The 20,719-nt window shown below is 69.4% G+C and carries 20 protein-coding genes; 12 read left to right on the top strand and 8 right to left on the bottom strand.

What is annotated here, in order from left to right:
• The first annotated feature begins 48 nt into the window (after positions 1-48).
• The 4 genes from AC1IQ6_RS13630 to AC1IQ6_RS13615 all read left to right on the top strand — a co-directional run bounded on the left by AC1IQ6_RS13630 (position 49) and on the right by AC1IQ6_RS13615 (position 5,982).
• Positions 49-2,403 (top strand): cytochrome P450, encoded by a 2,355-nt coding sequence (locus tag AC1IQ6_RS13630; protein WP_485866515.1) that lies wholly within the window; start codon positions 49-51, stop codon positions 2,401-2,403.
• Positions 2,404-2,538: 135 nt separating this feature from the next.
• Positions 2,539-3,402: an archaetidylserine decarboxylase gene (gene asd / locus AC1IQ6_RS13625; RefSeq protein WP_102771240.1), complete on the top strand. Its 864-nt coding sequence runs from the start codon at positions 2,539-2,541 to the stop codon at positions 3,400-3,402.
• Between the two features lie 103 nt (positions 3,403-3,505).
• Complete coding sequence (locus tag AC1IQ6_RS13620) at positions 3,506-4,735, top strand: alpha-hydroxy acid oxidase (protein WP_485866514.1); 1,230 nt, start codon at positions 3,506-3,508, stop codon at positions 4,733-4,735.
• Positions 4,736-4,821: 86 nt separating this feature from the next.
• Entirely contained in the window at positions 4,822-5,982 is a 1,161-nt protein-coding gene (locus tag AC1IQ6_RS13615) for a metallophosphoesterase (protein WP_485866513.1), read from the top strand.
• Between the two features lie 5 nt (positions 5,983-5,987).
• Here the strand turns inward: AC1IQ6_RS13615 and AC1IQ6_RS13610 are convergent, their stop codons facing one another.
• Positions 5,988-6,443, bottom strand: coding sequence for an Lrp/AsnC family transcriptional regulator (locus tag AC1IQ6_RS13610; RefSeq protein ID WP_102771242.1), 456 nt, complete (start codon positions 6,441-6,443; stop codon positions 5,988-5,990).
• Positions 6,444-6,534: 91 nt separating this feature from the next.
• Here AC1IQ6_RS13610 and AC1IQ6_RS13605 point away from each other — a divergent pair, with 91 nt between their 5' ends.
• Positions 6,535-7,743, top strand: a complete 1,209-nt coding sequence (locus tag AC1IQ6_RS13605; RefSeq protein WP_485866512.1) for an MFS transporter — start codon at positions 6,535-6,537, stop codon at positions 7,741-7,743.
• 24 nt (positions 7,744-7,767) lie between these two features.
• Here the strand turns inward: AC1IQ6_RS13605 and AC1IQ6_RS13600 are convergent, their stop codons facing one another.
• Positions 7,768-8,745, bottom strand: coding sequence for a GGDEF domain-containing protein (locus AC1IQ6_RS13600; RefSeq protein WP_102771244.1), 978 nt, complete (start codon positions 8,743-8,745; stop codon positions 7,768-7,770).
• 169 nt (positions 8,746-8,914) lie between these two features.
• Positions 8,915-9,736, bottom strand: a complete 822-nt coding sequence (locus AC1IQ6_RS13595) for a MetQ/NlpA family ABC transporter substrate-binding protein (protein WP_102771245.1) — start codon at positions 9,734-9,736, stop codon at positions 8,915-8,917.
• 146 nt (positions 9,737-9,882) lie between these two features.
• Here AC1IQ6_RS13595 and rocD point away from each other — a divergent pair, with 146 nt between their 5' ends.
• The 4 genes from rocD to AC1IQ6_RS13575 all read left to right on the top strand — a co-directional run bounded on the left by rocD (position 9,883) and on the right by AC1IQ6_RS13575 (position 14,566).
• Positions 9,883-11,091 (top strand): ornithine--oxo-acid transaminase, encoded by a 1,209-nt coding sequence (gene rocD, locus AC1IQ6_RS13590; RefSeq protein WP_485866511.1) that lies wholly within the window; start codon positions 9,883-9,885, stop codon positions 11,089-11,091.
• Between the two features lie 25 nt (positions 11,092-11,116).
• Positions 11,117-12,058 carry an arginase gene (gene rocF, locus AC1IQ6_RS13585; protein WP_102771247.1) on the top strand — a complete coding sequence of 314 codons (942 nt, stop codon included), beginning with the start codon at positions 11,117-11,119 and terminating at the stop codon, positions 12,056-12,058.
• A gap of 207 nt (positions 12,059-12,265) precedes the next feature.
• Positions 12,266-13,474 carry an ABC transporter substrate-binding protein gene (locus AC1IQ6_RS13580; protein WP_102771248.1) on the top strand — a complete coding sequence of 403 codons (1,209 nt, stop codon included), beginning with the start codon at positions 12,266-12,268 and terminating at the stop codon, positions 13,472-13,474.
• A gap of 33 nt (positions 13,475-13,507) precedes the next feature.
• On the top strand, positions 13,508-14,566 hold the full coding sequence (locus AC1IQ6_RS13575; RefSeq protein WP_102771249.1) for an alcohol dehydrogenase: 1,059 nt from the start codon (positions 13,508-13,510) through the stop codon (positions 14,564-14,566).
• Positions 14,567-14,572: 6 nt separating this feature from the next.
• Here AC1IQ6_RS13575 and AC1IQ6_RS13570 read toward each other — a convergent pair whose 3' ends face one another.
• Positions 14,573-15,082 (bottom strand): RES family NAD+ phosphorylase, encoded by a 510-nt coding sequence (locus AC1IQ6_RS13570; protein ID WP_102771250.1) that lies wholly within the window; start codon positions 15,080-15,082, stop codon positions 14,573-14,575.
• Positions 15,083-15,122: 40 nt separating this feature from the next.
• Entirely contained in the window at positions 15,123-15,590 is a 468-nt protein-coding gene (parS, locus tag AC1IQ6_RS13565; protein ID WP_111825091.1) for a type II RES/Xre toxin-antitoxin system antitoxin, read from the bottom strand.
• Between the two features lie 183 nt (positions 15,591-15,773).
• On the opposite strand from parS, the gene AC1IQ6_RS13560 reads away from it, so the two are divergent.
• On the top strand, positions 15,774-16,151 hold the full coding sequence (locus AC1IQ6_RS13560) for a DUF423 domain-containing protein (RefSeq protein ID WP_102771252.1): 378 nt from the start codon (positions 15,774-15,776) through the stop codon (positions 16,149-16,151).
• 67 nt (positions 16,152-16,218) lie between these two features.
• Positions 16,219-17,181: a DMT family transporter gene (locus AC1IQ6_RS13555; RefSeq protein WP_102771253.1), complete on the top strand. Its 963-nt coding sequence runs from the start codon at positions 16,219-16,221 to the stop codon at positions 17,179-17,181.
• Here AC1IQ6_RS13555 and AC1IQ6_RS13550 read toward each other — a convergent pair.
• Positions 17,132-17,770, bottom strand: a complete 639-nt coding sequence (locus AC1IQ6_RS13550) for a glutathione S-transferase family protein (RefSeq protein ID WP_102771254.1) — start codon at positions 17,768-17,770, stop codon at positions 17,132-17,134. The two genes, AC1IQ6_RS13555 and AC1IQ6_RS13550, sit on opposite strands and share 50 nt — an antisense overlap.
• Positions 17,767-18,936: a PQQ-dependent sugar dehydrogenase gene (locus tag AC1IQ6_RS13545; protein ID WP_485866510.1), complete on the bottom strand. Its 1,170-nt coding sequence runs from the start codon at positions 18,934-18,936 to the stop codon at positions 17,767-17,769. The genes AC1IQ6_RS13550 and AC1IQ6_RS13545 overlap by 4 nt, the downstream gene beginning before the upstream one ends.
• Before the next feature lie 116 nt (positions 18,937-19,052).
• Here AC1IQ6_RS13545 and AC1IQ6_RS13540 point away from each other — a divergent pair, with 116 nt between their 5' ends.
• On the top strand, positions 19,053-19,673 hold the full coding sequence (locus AC1IQ6_RS13540) for a glutathione S-transferase family protein (RefSeq protein WP_102771256.1): 621 nt from the start codon (positions 19,053-19,055) through the stop codon (positions 19,671-19,673).
• On the opposite strand, the gene AC1IQ6_RS13535 is transcribed toward AC1IQ6_RS13540, so the two are convergent.
• Positions 19,670-20,638: a LysR family transcriptional regulator gene (locus AC1IQ6_RS13535; RefSeq protein ID WP_485866509.1), complete on the bottom strand. Its 969-nt coding sequence runs from the start codon at positions 20,636-20,638 to the stop codon at positions 19,670-19,672. The genes AC1IQ6_RS13540 and AC1IQ6_RS13535 overlap by 4 nt on opposite strands.
• Positions 20,639-20,719 lie beyond the last annotated feature (81 nt).

The following is a 20,719-nucleotide window of genomic DNA, read 5'->3' as shown; positions in this document are numbered from 1 at the left end:
TACGCTATGCGTATATGATTTACGCAATTGTAATCCGGAGTGATCGTCATGGCCCAGCCCTCCCCGCAATCGCCTTCGCCCGCCGGCAACGCCGGCGGCTGTCCCGTCGACCACGCCGCCCTGGCCGCGGCCCGGGGCTGTCCCGTCAGCCCGCGGGCGGCCGAGTTCGACCCCTTCGGCGACGGCTACCAGCAGGACCCGCCCGAATACGTGCGCTGGGCGCGCGAACAGGAACCGGTGTTCTACAGCCCCAAGCTGGGTTATTGGGTGGTCACGCGCTACGACGACATCAAGGCCGTGTTCCGCGACAACCACACCTTCAGCCCGTCCATCGCGCTGGAAAAAATCACCCCCACCGGCCCCGAGGCCAACGCCGTGCTGGAAAGCTACGGCTACGCCATGAACCGCACCCTGGTCAACGAAGACGAGCCGGCCCACATGGCGCGCCGGCGCGCGCTGATGGACCCGTTCACGCCCGAGGCCCTCAAGCACCATGAGCCCATGGTGCGCCGGCTCACCCGCGAATACGTGGACCGCTTCATCGACGACGGCCGCGCCGACCTGGTCGACCAGATGCTGTGGGAAGTGCCGCTGACGGTCGCCCTGCACTTCCTGGGCGTGCCCGAGGAAGACATGGACCGGCTGCGCGAATATTCCATCGCGCACACCGTCAACACCTGGGGCCGGCCCAGGCCCGAAGAACAGGTCGCCGTGGCCCATGCCGTGGGCAATTTCTGGCAACTGGCGGGCAAGATCCTGGACAAGATGCGCCAGGACCCCGACGCCCCGGGCTGGATGCAGTACGGCATCCGCAAGCAGCGCGAATTCCCCGACGTGGTCACCGACTCCTATCTGCATTCGATGATGATGGCCGGCATCGTCGCCGCGCACGAGACCACCGCCAACGCCTCGGCCAACGCCATCAAGCTCCTGCTGCAGCACCCCGAGGCCTGGCGCGAGCTGTGCGAAGACCCGGGCCTGCTGCCCAACGCGGTCGAGGAATGCCTGCGCCACAACGGCTCGGTCGCCGCGTGGCGGCGCCTGGCCACGCGCGACACCGAGATCGCCGGCGTCGCGATCCCCGCCGGCGCCAAGCTGCTGATCGTGTCGTCCTCGGCCAACCACGACGAGCGCCATTTCGCCGACGCCGACTTTTTCGACATCCGCCGCGAGAACGCCAGCGACCAGTTGACCTTCGGCTACGGCGCGCACCAGTGCATGGGCAAGAACCTGGCGCGCATGGAGATGCAGATCTTCCTGGAAGAGCTGACCCGCCGGCTGCCGCACCTGCGCCTGGCCGAGCAGCGCTTCACCTATGTGCCCAACACCTCGTTCCGCGGCCCCGAACACCTGTGGGTGGAATGGGACCCGGCCGCCAATCCCGAACGCCGCGTTCCCTCGCTGCTGGCCCGCAGCCAGCCGGTGCGCATCGGCGAACCCTCGACCCACGCCATCAGCCGCAAGCTGGTGGTGACCTCGGTCGCCGCCGCGGCCGACGGCGTCGCGCGCATCCGCATGGCCTCGCCCGACGGCAAGCCGCTGCCGCGCTGGACGCCCGGCTCCCACATCGACATCGAATGCGGCGACACCGGGCTGTCGCGCCAATACTCGCTTTGCGGCGACCCGGCCGACAGCGGCGCGCTGGAGATCGCGGTGCTGCGCGAGGCCGATGGCCGCGGCGGCTCGGCCTGGGTGCATGAACACCTGCGCCCCGGAAGCAGCGTGCGGGTGCGCGGGCCGCGCAATCATTTCCGGATGGACGAAAGCGCCGCGCGCCTGATCCTCATCGCCGGCGGCATCGGCATCACGCCCATCAGCGCCATGGCGCGCCGCGCGCGCGAACTGGGCCTGGACTACCAGCTGCACTACAGCGGCCGCAGCCGCCGCTGCATGGCGCTGCTGGACGAACTGGCCGGGCTGCACGGCGAGCGCCTGCACCTGCACATCGGCGACGAAGGCGGCCGCAACGATTTCGCCGCCCTGCTCGCCCGGCCGGACGCCGGCGCCCAGATCTACGCCTGCGGTCCCGAGCGCATGCTGAGCGCGCTGCAGCAGGCCTGCGCGCACTGGCCCGAGGACGCCTTGCGCGTGGAGCATTTCCATTCCAGCCTGGCCACGCTGGACCCGTCGCGCGAACACGCGTTCGAGGCGGAACTGAAGGACTCCGGCATCGTGGTGCAGGTGCCGGCCGGCCAGACCCTGCTGGCGGCATTGCGCGGCGCCAACATCGACGTGCAGAGCGATTGCGAGGAAGGGCTTTGCGGGTCTTGCGAGGTGCGCGTGCTGGACGGCGCCATCGACCATCGCGACGTGGTGCTCACGCGCGCCGAACGCGAGGCCGGCCAGCGCATGATGGCCTGCTGCTCGCGCGCCCGCGAAGGCCGCATCGTGCTGGAGCTGTAGCGCGCGCCGCGCCGCAATGGCCGGCGCCGCGCATTCGCCTGAAACGGGCCTGAACGCGTTACAATCCATGCCCCGCTCATCACGACGTCCCGCAACACGCGGGACGCGTTTTTTTGTCGCCGGGCCTTCCCAAGCATGCCGATCAAAGACCAATTATTTCTCGCCAGCCAGTACCTCGCGCCCCACCACCTGGTGTCGCGCCTTTTCGGTCTGGCCGCCGACTGCCGGGAACCCGCGGTCAAGAACTGGATGATCTCGCGTTTCGTGCGCCGCTACGGCGTGGACATGCGCGAGGCCCTGCAGGAAGATCCGCTGGCCTACGATTGCTTCAATGATTTCTTCACCCGCGCGCTCAAAGAAGGCGCGCGCCCCTGCGACGACGAGCCGGGTTCGGTGGTCTGCCCCGCCGACGGCGCCATCAGCCAGATGGGCGCCATCGAGCACGGCCGCATCTTCCAGGCCAAGGGCCATTCCTACGGCCTGGCCGAGCTGCTGGGCGGCGACGCCGAACGCGCCGCGCCGTTCCAGGGCGGCGAATTCGCCACCGTCTACCTCTCGCCCAAGGACTATCACCGCGTGCACATGCCGGTCGCCGGCACGCTGCGCGAAATGATCCACGTCCCGGGCCGCCTGTTCTCGGTCAACCCGCTGACGGCGCGCAACGTGCCGCGCCTGTTCGCGCGCAACGAGCGAGTGGTCTGCATCTTCGACACCGAATACGGGCCGATGGCGCTGGTGCTGGTGGGCGCGATGATCGTGGCCTCCATCGAAACCGTGTGGGCCGGGCTGGTCACGCCGCACAAGCGCCGCGTGCGCGCCGTGCGCTACGACGACGCCGCGCGCGCGCCCATCCATCTGGCCAAGGGCGCCGAAATGGGCCGCTTCAAGCTGGGTTCGACCGCCATCGTGCTGTTCGGGCCGGGCAAGATCCGCTGGGCCGACACGCCCGCGGTGCTGGGCCCCGTGCGCATGGGCGAACTGATGGCGCTGCCGGCCTGAAGCCGGCAGGGCTTGTTCTCCAAAATCGAATCTGGATGTCGGGATTTATTCGCTTTATGCGATGAATCCGCGTTGCTAGATTACGGGCTTTTGCGGGCCCGCCATGACATCCATCCTTCCGTCCGTCACCGTTCCCGGCAGCAGCCCCGCCGAGGCCTCGCGGCCGCTGCCGCGCGCGCTGCAACGCATGCTGTCGCTGGATGATTTCGAGGCCGCCGCGCGCCGCCGCCTGCCGCGCCCGATCTTCGGCTACATCGCCGGCGCGGCCGAAGACAACCAGTCGCTGCGCAGCAACCGCGAGGCCTTCAGACGCTACGCGTTCGCGCCCCGCGTCCTGGTGGACGTGTCGCGCCGCAGCCAGCAGACCGAACTGTTCGGACGCCGCTACGCCTCGCCCTTCGGCATCGCGCCGATGGGCATCAGCGCGCTGTCGACCTACCGCGGCGACATCGTGCTGGCCCGCGCCGCCCGCGCGCAAGGCATCCCGGCCATCCTCAGCGGGACTTCGCTGATTCCGCTGGAAGACGTGATCCGCGAAGCGCCCGGCACCTGGTTCCAGGCCTATCTGCCGGGCGATCCGCAGCGCATTGACGCGCTGGTCGAACGCGCGCGCCGCGCCGGTTTCGAAACCCTGGTGCTGACGGTGGACATCCCGGTGTCGGCCAATCGCGAGAACAACGTGCGCACCGGCTTTTCCACGCCGCTCAAGCCCAGCCTGCGGCTGGCCTGGGACGGCGTCACGCGCCCGCGCTGGCTGGCCGGCACCTTTCTGCGCACGCTGCTCAAGCACGGCATGCCGCATTTCGAGAATTCCTTCGCCACGCGCGGCGCGCCCATCGTCTCGGCCTCGGTGCTGCGCGACTTCAGCGCGCGCGACCACCTGAACTGGGAACACGTGGCCCGCATCCGCCGGCAATGGCCCGGCGCGCTGATCATCAAGGGCATCCTGCACCCGCAGGACGCGGCGCTGGCCCGCAGCCACGGCGCCGACGGCGTCATCGTCTCGAACCACGGCGGCCGCCAGCTCGACGGCGCGATCTCGCCGCTGCGCGCGCTGCCCGGCGTGGTCGCGGCCGCCGGCGACATGACGGTGATGATGGACAGCGGCATTCGCCGCGGCAGCGACGTGCTCAAGGCCCTGGCGCTGGGCGCGCGCCACGTGTTCGTGGGCCGCCCCTTCAACTATGCGGCGGCGGTCGGCGGCGAGGCCGGCGTGGCGCACGCCATCGGCCTGCTGCGCGCCGAGATCGACCGCAACATGGCCATGCTGGGAATCAATACCTTGCGCGAAATGGACGCAGGCCTGCTGGCCCGCGAGAGCCTGGCAGATTAAGGCAGATTCGTATCAGCGGCGCTCCGGCCCCGGCATAGAATGGCGGTTCTTTTGCCATGCGCGCCCCGGGCGCGCCCGCGCCGCCGATGTCGCTACGCCAATCCACGTTTTTCCTGCGTTTCCTGACCCTGGGCGCGCTGGCCCACGTCTATGTGGGCGCACGCCTGATCCCCGACGCCCTGCTGGGCGGCGCCGGCTCGGCGGCGGCCATACTGTTGCTGGCGCTGTCCTGCATCCTGATTCCGCTGGGCATGCTGGCCCGCTCCTCGATGCACGCGCCCTGGGGCGACCGCAACGCCTGGGTCGGGCTCCTCGCCATGGGGCTGTTCTCGTCGCTGTTCGTGCTGACGGTGATACGCGACGCGCTGTTGCTGCTGGGCTGGCTGGCCACGCTGCCGCTGGACGTCTCGCCGCCCTGGCGCGCGCTGCGCCAGTTCAGCGCCTGGGCGGTCGCGCTGCTGGCGCTGTGCGGCACGCTGGTGGGCCTGGTCAACGCGCGGCGGCGCGCCCGCATCGTCGACGTGGACGTGCCGATTTCGAACCTGCCGCCCGACCTGGACGGCTTCACCATCGTGCAGATCAGCGACATCCACGTCGGTCCCACCATCAAGCGGAACTACGTCCGCGCCATCGTCGACGCCGTCAACGGGCTGCTGCCCGACATGGTCGCCATCACCGGCGACGTGGTCGACGGCAGCGTGGAGCAGCTGGCCGATCACACCCGCCCGCTGGGCGAATTGCGCGCGCCCTACGGCGTCTACCTGGTCACCGGCAACCACGAATACTATTCGGGCGTCACGCCCTGGGTGGCGGAGTTCCGCCGCCTGGGCCTGCGCGTGCTGATGAACGAGCATGCGGTGATCCATCCCCTGGGCCTGCCGATGGTGGTGGCCGGCGTCACCGACTACGGCGCCGGCGCCTACGATCCCCGGCACGGCAGCAGTCCCGCCGGCGCGCTGGCCGGCGCGCCGGCCGACGCCCGTCCCCGCATCCTGCTGGCCCATCAGCCGCGCAGCGCCGCCGCGGCCGAAGCGCTGGGCTTCAACCTTCAGCTCTCCGGCCACACGCATGGCGGCCAGTTCTTTCCTTGGGGATACTTCGTGCGCTTCCAGCAGCCCTACACCGCCGGGCTGCACCGCCTGGGCAATATGTGGGTCTACGTCAGCCGCGGCACCGGCTATTGGGGCCCGCCCAAGCGCCTGGGCGCGCCCTCCGAGATCACGCGGCTGCGGCTGCGCTCGTGTTGATCGCCTCAGGCGTTGTCCGGCAGCGGCCCGCGCTCCAGGTAGCTGGTCAGGGCGATATCGCTGGTGGTGTTGGTGATGCCCTCGATCTGGTGGATGCGCGCCAGCAACAGCTCCAGCGCCTGGGTGTCGCGCACCCGCACCTTCAGCAGCATCGCGCTCTTGCCGGTGATGGTGTGGATCTCTTCCACCTCGTTCAGTTCTGCCAGCCCCAGCACCTGCTGCGTAATGGTCCAGTTGGCCGTGTCCACGTGCACGAAGGCCAGCAGCGGGCGCCCGATGCGCGCGCCGTCCAGCCGGGCGGCGATGCCCTTGATCAGCCCGTCGCGCTTGAGGCGCTTGACCCGCTCGTGCACCGCCGGGGCGGAAAGGTTCAGCATCTTGCCCAGCTCCGCATAGCTGGGCGTGGCGTCGGCCGCCAGCAGCGTTAACAGTTTTCGGTCGCGGTCGTCTAGGTCTGACATTGGAATCGTGTTCTGCCGAACGGCATTCGAACTTTTATGGAATAAGGGAATATAGGAGTTAACCCTTATTTTATTCCAATAAAATCCCGGGATGCCGAATCGTGACACCCCCAGCAGTTCGCTGTCCAAATCCCCAGTTTCTTCCGTCCCCGCGCTGATGTTCGCCGTCAGCGTGGTGGGTTCCAACGGCCTGGCGCTCAGCCCCATTCTGAGCGACGTGGCGCGTTCGTTCTCGACCTCGGCGCTGACCATCAGCACCGCCATCTCGGCCTACGGCGCGGCCACGGCGGCCAGCGCCTTCCTGCTGGCCGCGCGCATCGACCGCATCGGCATCCGGCGCGCGCTGCTGTGCGCCATGGCCGTGCTGATCGCCGCATTGGTCCTGTCCGCGGCCGCGCCGCACTGGATCGTGCTGACGCTGGCCCAGGCCCTGGCCGGCGGCGCGGCCGGCGTGATCCTGCCGGCCGCCTACGGCTCGGCCTCCTTGATCGCCCCGCCGGGACAGGAAGCGCGCACGCTGGGGCGCGTGATCGCCGGCTGGTCGGTGTCGCTGGTGGCCGGCGTGCCGCTGTCGGCCCTGATTTCCGACGCGGTGGGCTGGCGCGCCACCTACGCCACGCTGGCGCTGTGCGCCGCGGTCGCCGTGCTGGGCCTGCGCCGCCTGCCCGAGCGCCGCGCGGCCAACCCCGCTGCGCTGCGCCTGTCGCGCCTGTTGGCGCCGCTGTCCTACCGCGACGTGCCGGCCCTGCTGCTGGGCTGCCTGGCGTTCTCCGCCGCCTTCTACGGCGTCTACGCGTTCCTGGCCGATCACGTGCGCGCGCTGCTGGCGCTATCGGCCGGACAGGTGGGCTTTATCGCGTTCGCGTATGGCGCGGGCTTTCTGCTGGCCGGCGTGACGGGCGCGCCGCTGATCGAACGCGCCGGCCCGCGCCGCGCGCTGCCGCTGGCGCTGGGCGTGATCGCCATGGTCTACCTGGGCCTGCTGCCGGCGGCCCATTCGCTGGCCGCGGTGCTCGCCGTCGCCGTGCTGTGGGGCGCCGCCTCGCAGCTCAGCCTCAACCTGCTGGTGCTGCTGCTATCGCGCGCCCGCCCCGAGGAACGCGGCGCGGTGCTGGGCCTGAACACCTGCACCACCTACCTGGGTTCCAGCCTGGGCACCGCCATCGCCGGCACCATCTATACCCACGCCGGCTTCGAGGCGCTGGGACTGGCAGCCGCCGCCGCCCTGGCCTGCGCGGCCGCGGGCCTGCACTGGCGCCTGAACCGCGGGCGCGCCGCGCGCGGACGGGCCGCCGCCTGACCGGCGGGGAGGCGCTTCGGGGATTCAGATGCGGTATTGCACCGCGCAATCGCGGCCGGCGCGCTTGGCCTGGTAAAGCGCGAAATCGGCCCGGCGCAGCACGTCCGAGGCATTCGCGTCGTCGGGCGAAAACCGCGCAATGCCGCCGCTGACCGACAGCGTCACCGCTTCGCCGTCGATCTCGGCCGGGTTCTGGCGCAGGCTGGCGCGCAGCCGCGCGTAGACCGCCTGCGCCACGTCCACGTCCGCGCCGGCCAGCAGCACCAGGAATTCCTCTCCGCCCAGCCGGCCGATGGAATCGCATTCCCGCACGCAGGCGCGCAGCTGATCGCAGAAATGGCGCAGCGCGGCGTCGCCGCCCAGGTGCCCGTAGCGGTCATTGACCTGCTTGAAATAGTCCATGTCCAGCATCAGCACCGTATTCGGCCCGTCTTCGCCATGCCGGGCTTCGGCCTGCCGGTCTTCCACGCGCTTGAGGATCTCGGCCCGGTTCCAGCAATCGGTCAGGCTGTCGACCCGCGCCATGCGGGCCAGCGCGGCCTCGGTGCGCCGGCTGTCGGTGACGTCCATGCCGATATTGATCACCCTGCCGTCGGGCAGGCGGATGTTCGACCACAACACCGACAGGCGCTCGCCGTTGCGCGCCAGCGGATGCCATTCGCGAAACGAGCGGCTGGGCTGCGGGCCGACGGTGTCGATGACCCGCTGGCGCAGCTGCGGATCGGGATAGAACAGCGCCAGCGGCTCGCTGGCGGCCATGATCTCGGCGCTCGACCAGCCGAAACGCCGTTCGCAGGCTTCGTTCCACAGCGTGCAGCGGCCGTCCGGCCCGAAAGCGTTGATCAGCACCGGCGCCGTCTGGAACAGGGCCTCGTACTGGGCCACCACCTCGCGCAGGCGCTGCAGTTCCTGCCCGCACTCCGTCGCATCCAGCCCGGCCGGCGATCCTGGGGCCAGCGTCTGGACGCTGGCCGCGACGATATTGAACGGAGTACTGAGCATGGCTCTGCGATCGGTGGATGGCGGCGGCCGGCCAGGCCGGCGGATAAGCCGGACCGGCTACGCGGCATCGACGGCGCCGTCGTGCCTGGCTGGGATATGTCCGAGCCAGTATACGTTCGATATCCGCCGGCGACTGCCAAGAATCGTCAACGCCCGCCCGGGGAATTCCCTACCAGGGAAAGTCGATCAGATCGCCGTACAGGCTGCGCAGCTTGGCCTTGACCTCGGGCGACTGCTGATAGATGGAGATGAAGCGCAGCAGCCGCGGATCCTGCGCCCCCGCGGGCGTGGCGACCCAGCGGATGGCGTAGCGGCGCACGTTGACGGGGTCGGTGTTGTCGAACGCCAGCCCGTCCTTTTCGTCTATGCCCGCCTGCTTGGCGAAAGTGGTGTACGTGACCGACGCGGTCACGTCGTCGAAGGTGCGCGCCGACTGCGAACCCTCGATCTGTACGAACTTCAGCCGCCTGGGATTGTCGGTCACGTCTTCCAGCGCCGCCCGGTGGGCCACGCCGGGCTTGAGCTTGATCAGGCCCATGGACTCCAGCAGCAACAGGGCCCGCCCGGTGTTGACCGGATCGTTGGGCACCGCGATGGTCGCGCGTTCGGGCACCGCATCGCCCTTTTTCAGCTTCTTGGAGAACAGCCCGATCGTGGTGGAATAGCCATAGGCCACCGGCACCAGGTTGGCGCCGCGGCGCTGGTTGAACAATTGCAGAAACGGTTCGTGCTGGAAGAAATTGGCGTCCACCGAACCGTCGGCCACCGCGATGTTGGGCAGCACCCAGTCGTTGAATTCCACCAGCTCCACGTTCAGCCCTTCGCGCCTGGCCTGCTCGATGGCCAGTTCGGTGGCCACGTTGGCCACGCTGGGGATCACGCCGATGCGCAGCGGCTTGTCCTGCGCCGTGGCGGCGCCCGCCGCGGCCAGAGCCAGCACGGCCGCGGCCGCGCCGCGCGTCAAAGTCGAAATCAGTCGTTGCAGCAGCATGAAAACCTTCCAGGAAGAAAACCGGCGCAGGCGCTATTGTGCAGCAGGCGCCGGCCGCGGCCGGCAAAGGCCTTGGTCATGCAATGGCAATCCAACGACCGGCCAGGAGCGCTAAGATGGCAGCAGTACGACCTCGGGAGAACCGCATGAGCGCCGTATTGACATCCCACCGCGACATGGTCGAAGACCAGCTGGGCGCGCACAACTACCATCCGCTGGACGTCGTGATCGCGCGCGGCAGCGGCGTCTGGCTCTACGACGTGGACGGCCGCCGCTACCTCGACTGCCTGTCGGCCTATTCGGCCGTCAACCAGGGCCACTGCCACCCGGCCATCCTGGCCGCCATGACGGAACAGGCGCAAAAGCTCACGCTGACCTCGCGCGCCTTCCGCCACGACCAGATGGCGCCCTTCTACGAAGACCTCGCCCGCCTGACCGGCGCGCACAAGATCCTGCCCATGAACAGCGGGGCCGAGGCGGTGGAAACCGCCATCAAGGCGGTGCGCAAATGGGGCTACGAAGTGCGCGGCGTGCCGGAGAACCGGGCCGAGATCATCGTCTGCGCCAATAATTTCCATGGCCGCACCCTGGGCATCGTCGGATTCTCCACCGACCCGGATGCCTACGGGCATTACGGCCCCTTCGCGCCGGGCTTCAAGATCGTTCCCTTCGGCGACTACGCGGCCTTCGAGGCCGCCATCACGCCCCATACCGTCGCCTTCCTGGTCGAACCCATCCAGGGCGAAGCCGGCGTGATCCTGCCGCCGGCCGGCTATTTCTCGCGCGTGCGCCAGCGCTGCACCGAACGCGGCATCACGCTGATCCTGGACGAAATCCAGACCGGCCTGGGCCGTACCGGCCGGCTGCTGGCCGAAGAGCACGAAGGCATCGAGGCCGACGTGACGCTGATCGGCAAGGCCTTGTCGGGCGGCTTCTATCCCGTGTCCGCGGTGCTGTCCAACGCCGACGTGCTGGGCGTGTTCCAGCCCGGCCAGCACGGCAGCACCTTCGGCGGCAACCCGCTGGCCTGCGCCATCGCGCGCGCCGCGCTGCGCGTGCTGACCGAGGAAGGCATGATAGAAAACGCCGCCGCGATGGGCGAGTACTTCCTGGAACGCCTGCGGGCGCTGCCCGGCCCGGTGCGCGCCGTGCGCGGCCGCGGCCTGATGCTGGCCGTGGAGCTGGAACCGGACGCCGGCGGCGCGCGCCTGTGGTGCGAACGCCTGCAGGCACGCGGGATGCTGGTCAAGGACACCCACGGCCATACCCTGCGCCTGTCGCCGCCCCTGATCGTGACGCGCGACCAGATCGACTGGGCCTGCGACCAGCTCACCGCGGTACTATCCGCCCCCTGACCACGCCTTACGTCCGGAGCGCCACTTGCATCCCCATACCGCCAACCTGCCCCGCCGCATCGCGCTCATCGGCGCGCCCACCGACATCGGCGCCGGCGCCCGCGGCGCCTCCATGGGCCCCGAGGCCTTGCGCGTGGCCGATCTGGGCCCCGTGATCGAGGCCCAGGGCTTCGAGGTCGTCGACCGCGGCAATCTGTACGGCCCGGCCAACCCCTGGCAGCCGCCGGTCGAAGGCTACCGCCACCTGGACGAAGTCGCGGCCTGGAACCGGGCGGTGCACGACGCCGTGCACGACGAACTGAGCCAGGGCAACCTGCCCATTCTGCTGGGTGGCGACCATTGCCTGGGCATCGGCTCCATCAGCGCCGTGGCGCGCCACTGCCGCGCGGCGGGCAAGAAGCTGCGGGTGCTGTGGCTGGACGCGCACGCCGACTTCAACACCAACGCGCTCACGCCCACCGGCAACATCCACGGCATGCCCGTGGCCTGCCTGTGCGGCTACGGTCCGGCCCAGATCACCGGCCTGTCGGGCCAGACCCCCGACATCGAAGCCGGCTGGGTCCGCCAGATCGGCATCCGCAGCGTGGACCAGGGCGAGAAGCGCCTGGTCCACGAAGCCGGCCTGGAAGTGTTCGACATGCGCTACCTCGACGAAATGGGCATGCGCGCCACCATGCAGGCCGCGCTTGCCGGCCTGGACGACGACACCCACCTGCACGTCAGCTTCGACGTGGACTTCCTCGACCCCGAGATCGCCCCCGGCGTGGGAACCACGGTGCCGGGCGGCCCCACCTACCGCGAAGCCCAGCTGTGCATGGAGATGATCGCCGACACCGGCCTGATGCGCTCGCTCGACGTGGTCGAACTGAACCCGGCCTTCGACGTGCGCAACAAGACCGCGGAGCTGGCCGTGGACCTCATCGAAAGCCTGTTCGGCAAGTCCACCCTGATGCGCCGCGGCGTTTGAGGCAAGCAGCCGCATTGCGGCACGCGCCCGCGCGATCCACCTAATTGACTTTGCCTGTATGTGAAAATAAATTCACGTGCAGGCATTTTTATTCACACTACAGAAAAACTTTTCAGTCGGCTGGAGCACCGACCGTCAGGCCAGATACACCGCGTCCCCAACCCCAATACCAATAATCGGCTCGCGCGCGGGCCGGGAGGCAAGCAGATGCGTATCACCCCCCTGTTGGCGGCCTTGGCCGCCGTCCTGGCCGCAGGCGCGGCCCAAGCCCAATCCGACGTGGTGCGCCTGGGCGTATCCAACGACCGTTCCGGCATTTACTCCGACCTCGGCGGACTGGGCTCGGAAATGGCGGTCCGCATGGCGGTCGAGGATTTCGGCGGCAAGGCGGCCGGCAAGACCGTGGAGGTCGTGGGCGCCGACAACCAGAACAAGGCCGACGTGGCTTCGGCGCTGGTGCGCCGCTGGTTCGACACTCAGAACCTGGTCGCGGTGGTGGACGGCGGCGCCAGTTCGGCCGGGCTGGCCGCACAGGGCGTGGCCCGCGAAAAAGGCGGCACCGCGCTGATCAGCGGCGGCTTCGCCGGAGACTTCAGCGGCAAGCAGTGCAGCAACCTCAGCACCCAGTGGGCGCCCGACACCTACGCGCTGGCCAATGCGGTGGTCAAGAGCGTGGTCGAAAGCGGCGGCAAGTCCTGGTACTTCATCACCACCGACTACGTGTTCGGCAAGTCGCTGGAAGGCAACGCCACGCGTTTCGTGCAGAACGCCGGGGGCAAGGTCCTGGGCAGCACGCGCCATCCGCTGGGCGCGCTGGACTTCGCGTCCTTCCTGGTGCAGGCGCAATCGTCGCGGGCCGACGTGGTGGGCCTGGCCAGCGCCGGCGGCGACCTGGTCAACCTGATCAAGCAAGCCCAGGAATTCGGCCTGACCGGCGGCAAGCAGCGGCTGCTGACCTTCCTGACCTTCATCAACGACGTCCAGGCCATGGGCCTGCCCGTGGCCCAGGGGCTGACCTTTCCCACCGGCTTCTACTGGGACGCCGACGAGGACACCCGCGCCTGGACCCGCCGCTGGCAGGAAAAAATGGGCGTGACCCGCGCGCCGTCCATCGTGCAGGCGCTGAGCTACGTCGCGACCACCCATTATCTGCAGGCCGCCCAGGCCGCGGGCACCTTCGACGGCGCGGCCGTCAACCAGAAGATGCGCGAGCTGCCCATCACCACCAAGCTCATCAAGAACGCCCGCATCCGCCCCGAGGACGGCCGGGTCATCATGGACCTGTATCTGGTGGAAGTGAAAAAACCCGCCGAGTCCAAGTACGCCGGCGACTTCTACCGTATCCTGTCGACGGTGCCCGGCGACAAGGTATTCGTGTCGCTGGCCGACAGCGAATGCCCCAGCGTCAAGAAGTAATACCCCGGCAATACCTCACAACAGGAGACACCCATGAAGTGCTATTGCGTCGTGAACTTCCGCCAACCGCTAGAGGAAATGAACCCGCCCACGCCCACGCCGCAAGGGACGCAGGTGCTGCTCAAGGTTCGCGCGGCCGGCGTTTGCCACAGCGATATCCACTTGTGGGAAGGCGGCTACGACCTGGGCCAGGGCCGCACGCTGTCCCTGAAGGACCGCGGCGTTTCGCTGCCGCTGACCATGGGCCATGAAACCGTCGGCGCCGTGGTCGCGGCCGGCCCCGAAGCGCAGGGGCTGGCGCCGGACCGCAACTACCTGGTGTACCCCTGGATCGGCTGCGGCAAGTGCGCGCCCTGCCTGGCGGGCATGGAGAATCACTGCTCCGCCCCGGCCTGCCTGGGCGTGCACCGCGCCGGCGGCTACGCCGACCACATCCTGGTGCCGCACCCGCGCTACCTGATAGACATCGGCGACCTCGACCCGGCGCAGATCGCGCCCTACGCCTGCTCGGGCCTGACCACGTATGCGGCGCTCAAGAAGATCGGCGCCGACGTTTACCGCGAGCATCCCGTGGTGATCTTCGGCGCCGGCGGCCTGGGGCTGATGAGCCTGACCGTGCTCAAGGCGCTGGGCGGAGCCGGCGCCATCATGGTCGACATCGACCCGGCCAAGCGCCAGGCCGCGCTGGACGCCGGCGCGCTGGCGGCGATCGACGGCGCCGCGCCCGACGCGGCGCAGCAGATCATGGCGGCCGCGGGCGGCAAGCCGGTGCAGGCCGCGATCGACCTGGTCGGCGCGCCCGCCACCACCTCGCTGGCCTTCGACTTCCTGACCAAGGGCGGCAAGCTCGTCATCGTGGGACTGTTCGGCGGCGCCTCGTCGTGGCCGATCGCGCTGATCCCCATGAAGGCGCTGTCCATCATCGGCAGCTACGTGGGCAACCTGGCCGAACTGCAGGAACTGATGGAACTGGTGCGCGCCGGCAAGGTGCCCCCCATTCCGGTGCGCCGCCACGCCCTGGCCGAGGCCGACAGCGTGCTGGCGGCGCTGCGCGCCGGCAAGGTGGTGGGCCGCGCCGTGCTGACCGACTGAGCCGCCCTACCCGCGCAGCCGCGGATCGTAGATGAAGCGTTCGCGCCGCACCACCTCGATGCGGGCGGCGTCCGGATGCGCGGGGTTGATGAGCAGGTTGCAGTCCGGCACGCCGCGGCTGGCCACGATGGCGCTGGGCAGTTGCAGCAGCGCCGACACGCCCGAGGCGACCCAGTTGTCGCCCACGCCCTGCGCCGCCTCGGCAAAGGGCACCGCGTCCCAGAAGGGATAATCCTGCTGCAGCTGGTCGATATCCAGCACCTGCCTGGCTTCATAGACGGCGTGCGGCACGGCCAGCTCGATCAGGTAGCGGTTGGCCTGCTCCGAGGCGCGCGCCGCGAAATGCACCACCGTCTCCAGCACGGCCAGGGCCACGCAGGACGAGGTATAGACCACCGGCGTGCCCGGGCTGTTGTAGCGCCCGCCCACCGCGGCCGCGCCGCCGCCGCTGAGATCGTCGGCCCGGTACTTGCCGGCGGTGGTGCCGATGCGCCACAGCGAAACCTTGGCGCTCATCGGGCCGCGCCTTCAGGCCGTGTCTTTCGATATGCGCGGCTCATGCATAAACGCCCGCCGCCGCGCGCGCCAGCGTGTCCTCGACGATGCGGCTGCTGGCGTCGGACGTCAGCAGCGACAGCGGCTTGACGTTGCCCAGCGCCGGCACCGGCGTGTTGAGCCACTGCACCGCCTCTTCCTCGCTGCCCAGCACCTGGCGCGCCACCCTCACCACCCGCGCCACGCGGGCCAGGCGGTCGGATTCGCCCAGGGGCAGCATCAGGCCTTCGCGGGCCCAGCGCGACAGCGAGGCCGCCTTGACCTCGGTGATGGCCATGATTTCCGACTTGGGCACTTGCAGGTAGTCGGCGGCGTCGTCCACCATCTGCGCGGGCAGGCCGCGGCTGACGTCGCGCGCCATGTCGATCAGCGGGCTGTCGACCAGGCCGCGGAACAGCTGTCTGGTCCGCCTGGCGACAGGGCGCGCCGGGCGCTTGGTCGGGGCTTTATCGGCAAGGACGAGGCTCATGGGACGCTCCTGGGCCGCGCGGCGGCCTGTGTTCCAAATTGAATTTATGATAGCTCATTTGGAATTCAACCGGCAAGCCTCCGATCCCGGACCCGGCGCGGGGCGCGCGGTCCGGCCGGGGCCGGATTTGGGCCTATCATAGGCAGCTGTAACACGATTAGTCAGACACACGAAGGACAGACGATGACGGACCGGCAACTTACGATACTCGCAGCGTTGAATCTCCTGGTGGCGGTAGGCGCCGGCGCCTTCGGCGCCCACGGACTCAAGCGCATGATCACGCCCGAACTGCTGACGGTCTGGCAGACCGGCGTGCTGTACCACCTGATCCACGCGCTGGGCCTGCTCGCCATCGCCCTGCTGGGCGCGCGCTACGGTTCGCCGCTGCTGTCGGCCGCCGGCGTGGTGATGTTCGTGGGCATCGTGCTGTTCTCCGGCAGCCTGTACGTGCTGTCCTTGACCGGAACCCACCGCCTGGGCATCGTGACGCCTTTCGGCGGCGCGGCCTTTCTGGCCGCCTGGGCGATGGTGGCGCTGGCCGCCTACCGCGCACAGCCCTGATCGCGCGCCGCGCCTTTTCCGTTTCCCCATACCCGGCGGCAGGAACCGCCGCTTTCCCAGGCTGTAGATGTCCACTTCCACCGCATTGCCCGCCGCCCAGAATCCATCCGCCGCCGCAGGCATCGCCTGCGTGGTGGGCGGCATTTTCTTCCTGACCCTGAGCGACGCCAACGCCAAGTGGCTGGGCGCCAGCTACAACCCGCTGCAGATCCTGTTCCTGCGCGCGCTGATCGCGCTGCCCTTCGTCATGACGCTGGCGCTGTGGCTGGGCGGCCGGCGCGTGCTGCGGACCACGCATCCCGGCCTGCACCTGACGCGCGGCGTCATCAACGTGGTGTCGGCCTGTTGCTTCTACCTGGGGCTGCGCGCGCTGCCGCTGGCCGAGGCCACGGCCATCGCGTTCGCGGCGCCGCTGTTCGTCACGGCGCTGTCCGTACTGGTCCTGAAAGAACGCGTGGACGGCAGGCGCTGGCTGGCGGTGCTGGCCGGATTCGCCGGCGTGCTGATCGTGGTGCGCCCCGGCACGCAGGCATTCCAGATCGCCACGCTGTATCCGCTGACCACCGCCCTGCTCTACGCGGTCATGATGATCACCGCGCGCGGCATCAGCCGCGGCGAAGGCATGCTGACCACCACGTTCTACATCGTGCTGGGCCAGCTGGTGTGCAGCGCCGTGGGGCTGCCCTGGGTCTGGCAGACGCCCGCCATGCAGGACCTGCCGTACTTCGGCGCCGTGGCGCTCTTCAGCACGCTGGGCCTGGCCCTGATCACGCAGGGCTTTCGCATCGGCCCGGCCTCGGTGGTCGCGCCCTTCGACTACACCGGCCTGATCTGGGCCACGGTGCTGGGCTGGATCTTCTGGCGCGAGGCGCCCGACGCCTACGCCTACCTGGGCGCGCTGTTCATCGCCGGCAGCGGCGTGTACATCGCGGTGCGCGAGGCGCGCGGCAAGTCGCGCGCGCGCCGTCCCGCGCCCGCGGTCACTCGGTCGGCGGCGGAAAATTCCGGCGCAGCACGCGCGCCACGTTAGGCTCCTGCGCGGCCTCGCGCGCCACCGCGGTCAGGGCCGGACAATTCGACTCGAACCAGGCCTGGCCGGGACGCCAGTGCGTCATCACGGTCACGTACAGGTCCAGCGCCGAGAAGCGCCGGCCCAGCATGTGGGGCGCGCCGGCCTGCCGCTCCAGTTCCTGCCACAGTTCGGCGCGCCGCATGTGCACGCGTTCGCGCAGCAGCTCGGCCGGCGCGCCGGCGGTGGTCCACTGCGGCGGATCGTCGCCATACGTGAAAGTGGGGTAGATCGCGCCCACCAGCCGCACCAGCAGGTTCAGGAAGCGCGCACGCTCGGGCTTGCCCGGCGGCGGCGCCAGGCCGGCCTGCGGCGCCACGTCGTTCAGGTGCAGGATCATGGCCGCGCTCTCGGTCATGACCTCGTCGTCCGGCAGGATCAGCGTCGGCACCTGCCCCAGCGGATTCAGATGCAGTAGCCGGTCGCGCTGCGGCCCGGGCTTCAGATACGGAACGTCGGTCAGCGTGTGCGGCACGTTGGCCAGCACCAGCGCCATCTCGACGATGGCCGAGCCGCAGCCCGCGGACCCGATCAGCTCATACGGTTTCATCGCGTTCCTCCTCCCGATTGCGCCGGCGCCACCCGCAGCAGCTCGCCCGGCGAGGCGTCCGTCAACACGTACACATAACCGTCCGGCCCCAGCCGCACGTCGCGGATGCGGCTTTTGCGCTCGGCCAGAAGCCGTTCCTGCGCCACCACGCGATCGCCCTCCAGCGTCAGCCGGATCAGGTCCTGCGAGCCCAGCGCGCCGATGAATACGGAATTGCGCCACGCCGGAAAGCGATCGGCGTCATAGAACGCCATGCCGCTGATGGCGGGCGACTTGGGCCACCAGTACAGCGGCGGCTCCATGCCGGGCAGGCGCTCGCCCTTGGCCTCGGGTATGGGCCGCCCGGAATAATCGATGCCGTGGGTCGCCAGCGGCCAGCCATAGTTCTTGCCCGGCTGCACCAGGTTGATCTCGTCTCCGCCGCGCGGCCCGTGTTCGTTCTCCCAGATCTGGCCGGTCCACGGATTGAGCGCCATGCCCTGCGGATTGCGGTGGCCGTACGACCAGATCTCCGGCCGCGCGCCGGCCCGCCCGACGAAGGGATTGTCCGGCGGCACCGAACCGTCGGCGTTGAGCCGCAGCACCTTGCCCTGCAGCTTGTCCAGGTCCTGCGCGGTGGGACGCTGGTTGTTCTCGCCCAGCGCGACAAACAGGTAGCCCTTGCGGTCGAACGCCAGCCGCGCGCCGTAATGCATGCCCGACGACAGCTTGGGCTCCTGGCGCAGCAGCACCTGGAAGTTCTCGAGCGCCGCGCCGTCGGCCGACAGGCGGCCGCGGCCCACGGCCGCGCCGCTCTTGGCGCCGCCGGCTTCGGCATACGAAAGATAGACATAGCGGTCGGCGGCGAAATCGGGCGAGAGCGCGACGTCCAGCAAACCGCCCTGCCCCTGCGCCAGCACCTTGGGCACCCCGGCCAGCGGCTGGGACAGCCCGCCCGAGGCGCGCCACACCCGCAGGCTGCCGGAACGTTCGGTGATCAGCATGTCGCCGCCGGGCAGGAAGGCCATGGACCAGGGGTGGTCCAGCCCGCGCGCCACCACCTCGACGCGGGCGGCCACGGCGGGCGCCTCGGAAGCAGGATCGGAAGCCGCCGCGGCGGGGGCCGCGCACAGCGCGGACAGGGTCAGGAGCAAGGCGCGCGCGTGGGCGGCGTATCGTGGCGGCATGGACATCTCCGGCGGCAACTCGGTTGAGGCGTTGTGTCGGACCCGGCGCGCCGGTGGCGTACCATATCGGCCAGGGACGGGAGTCTCCTGTCCTACCTCCGTGGAGCACCCATCAGATGAAACTGTACTACATGCCCGGCGCGTGTTCGCTCGCTTCCCACATCGTCCTCGAATGGCTTGGCAAACCCTACCAGACGCACAAGCTCAGCCGCGATGAGCTCAAGGGCCCCGAGTTCCTCAAGGTCAATCCGCTGGGCGCCGTGCCCGCGCTGTCCGACGGCGACTGGACCGTGACGCAGAACGCCGCCATCCTCGAATACCTGGCCGAGCAGGCGCCGGAATCCGGCCTGATGGGCGACGGCAGCGCCCGCTCGCGCGCCGAAGTGCGCCGCTGGCTCGGCTTCATCAATTCCGACGTGCACAAGACCTTCTCCATGATCTTCGGCGCTTCCCGTTTCCTGGGCGAAGAAGGCGCGCAGAAGGAGCTGGCGGGTTCGGCCTCCAAGCTGCTGACCAAACTGTTCGCGCAGCTCGACGGGCAACTGGCCGGCAAGTCCTACCTGGTGGGCGACAAGCCGTCCATCGCCGACGCCTACCTCTACGTGGTGCTGCGCTGGGCGCATGGCAAGTCGGTCGACCTGACCGGCCTGGACAACCTGGCCGCGTTCTTCAAGCGGATGGAAGCCGACAAGGGCGTGCAGGCCGCGCTCCAGGCCGAAGGGCTGCAAGCCGCCTAAGGCGTAGCGGCGCCCGGCGTGGCGACGCCCGGCCCCTCGGCCTCCAGCGTCTTTTTCACCGCCGCCAGAAAGCGCCGCGCCAGCAGCGGCGGCGCGCTCAGGTTGGAATGCGTGGCCCAGATGTCCACCGAGGCCGGCGGCTCGATCGGGCGCAGCGCCATGTGCCCGGCCTGCTCCGGCGTGACGCACCAGGCGTCCACCAGCGCCGGCCCCAGCCCCTGCTGCACGAAGGCGCAGGCGGTCACCGGCGAATGCACCTCGATCGCGGCCGGACAGGCCGCCTGCCCGCCGAAGAACGGCTGCAAGGCGCGCGCCAGCGGCGTATCTTGCGGATAGCCGATCCACGCCGCCGTCGAAAAATCCTCGGGGCGCACCACGGCGCGCGCGGCCAGCGGATGCGCCGGCGGCAAGGCGCAGACCACCGGCGCCTGCGCCAGGCGCAGCGAGGTCAGGTTGGGATGGTCCGGCGGCTGCATCGAAATGCCGATGTCCGCCTGGCCCGACAGAAAATACGCGGCCAGCTCGTCGAAAGTCACGCTGCGGAAATCGACCCGCGCGTCCGCGTTGCGGCTGCGCAGCCGCTCCAGCGCCCTGGGAATCAGGCGCTGCCCGAAACTGGCGCTGGCCACGATCTTCAGCATCCCCGCGCCCGACTGCGCCAGGCTGGCGGCCAGGTCGTTGACCCGCTGGATGCCGCCGTACACCTGCTCCACCTCGGCATACAGCCGGCGGGCCTCGGCGGTAGGCGACAGCCGGCTCTTGACCCGGTCGAACAGCCGGTAGCCCAGGCGGCTTTCGGTCAGCGCCAGCACGCGGCTGACGGCCGGCTGCGACACGTGCAGCATGCGCCCGGCCCCGCTGATCGAGCCGGACATCATGATGGCCCGGAACACCTCTATCTGCCTCAGGTTCAAGGGTCTGCCGGCAGTCGGTCCGACCTCGTCCGAATAGGCGTCCATCTCCATTTTTCCCCCGCTCAGTCGCGCCAGATCGATAACGGCCGATTATAGGTTTTAGACATTTTTCGATGACGGCGCGGCCCGGGC

It is taken from the genome of Achromobacter sp. MUI-25009338, assembly GCF_057359325.1.
This window is presented reverse-complemented; position numbering and strand designations above follow the sequence as displayed.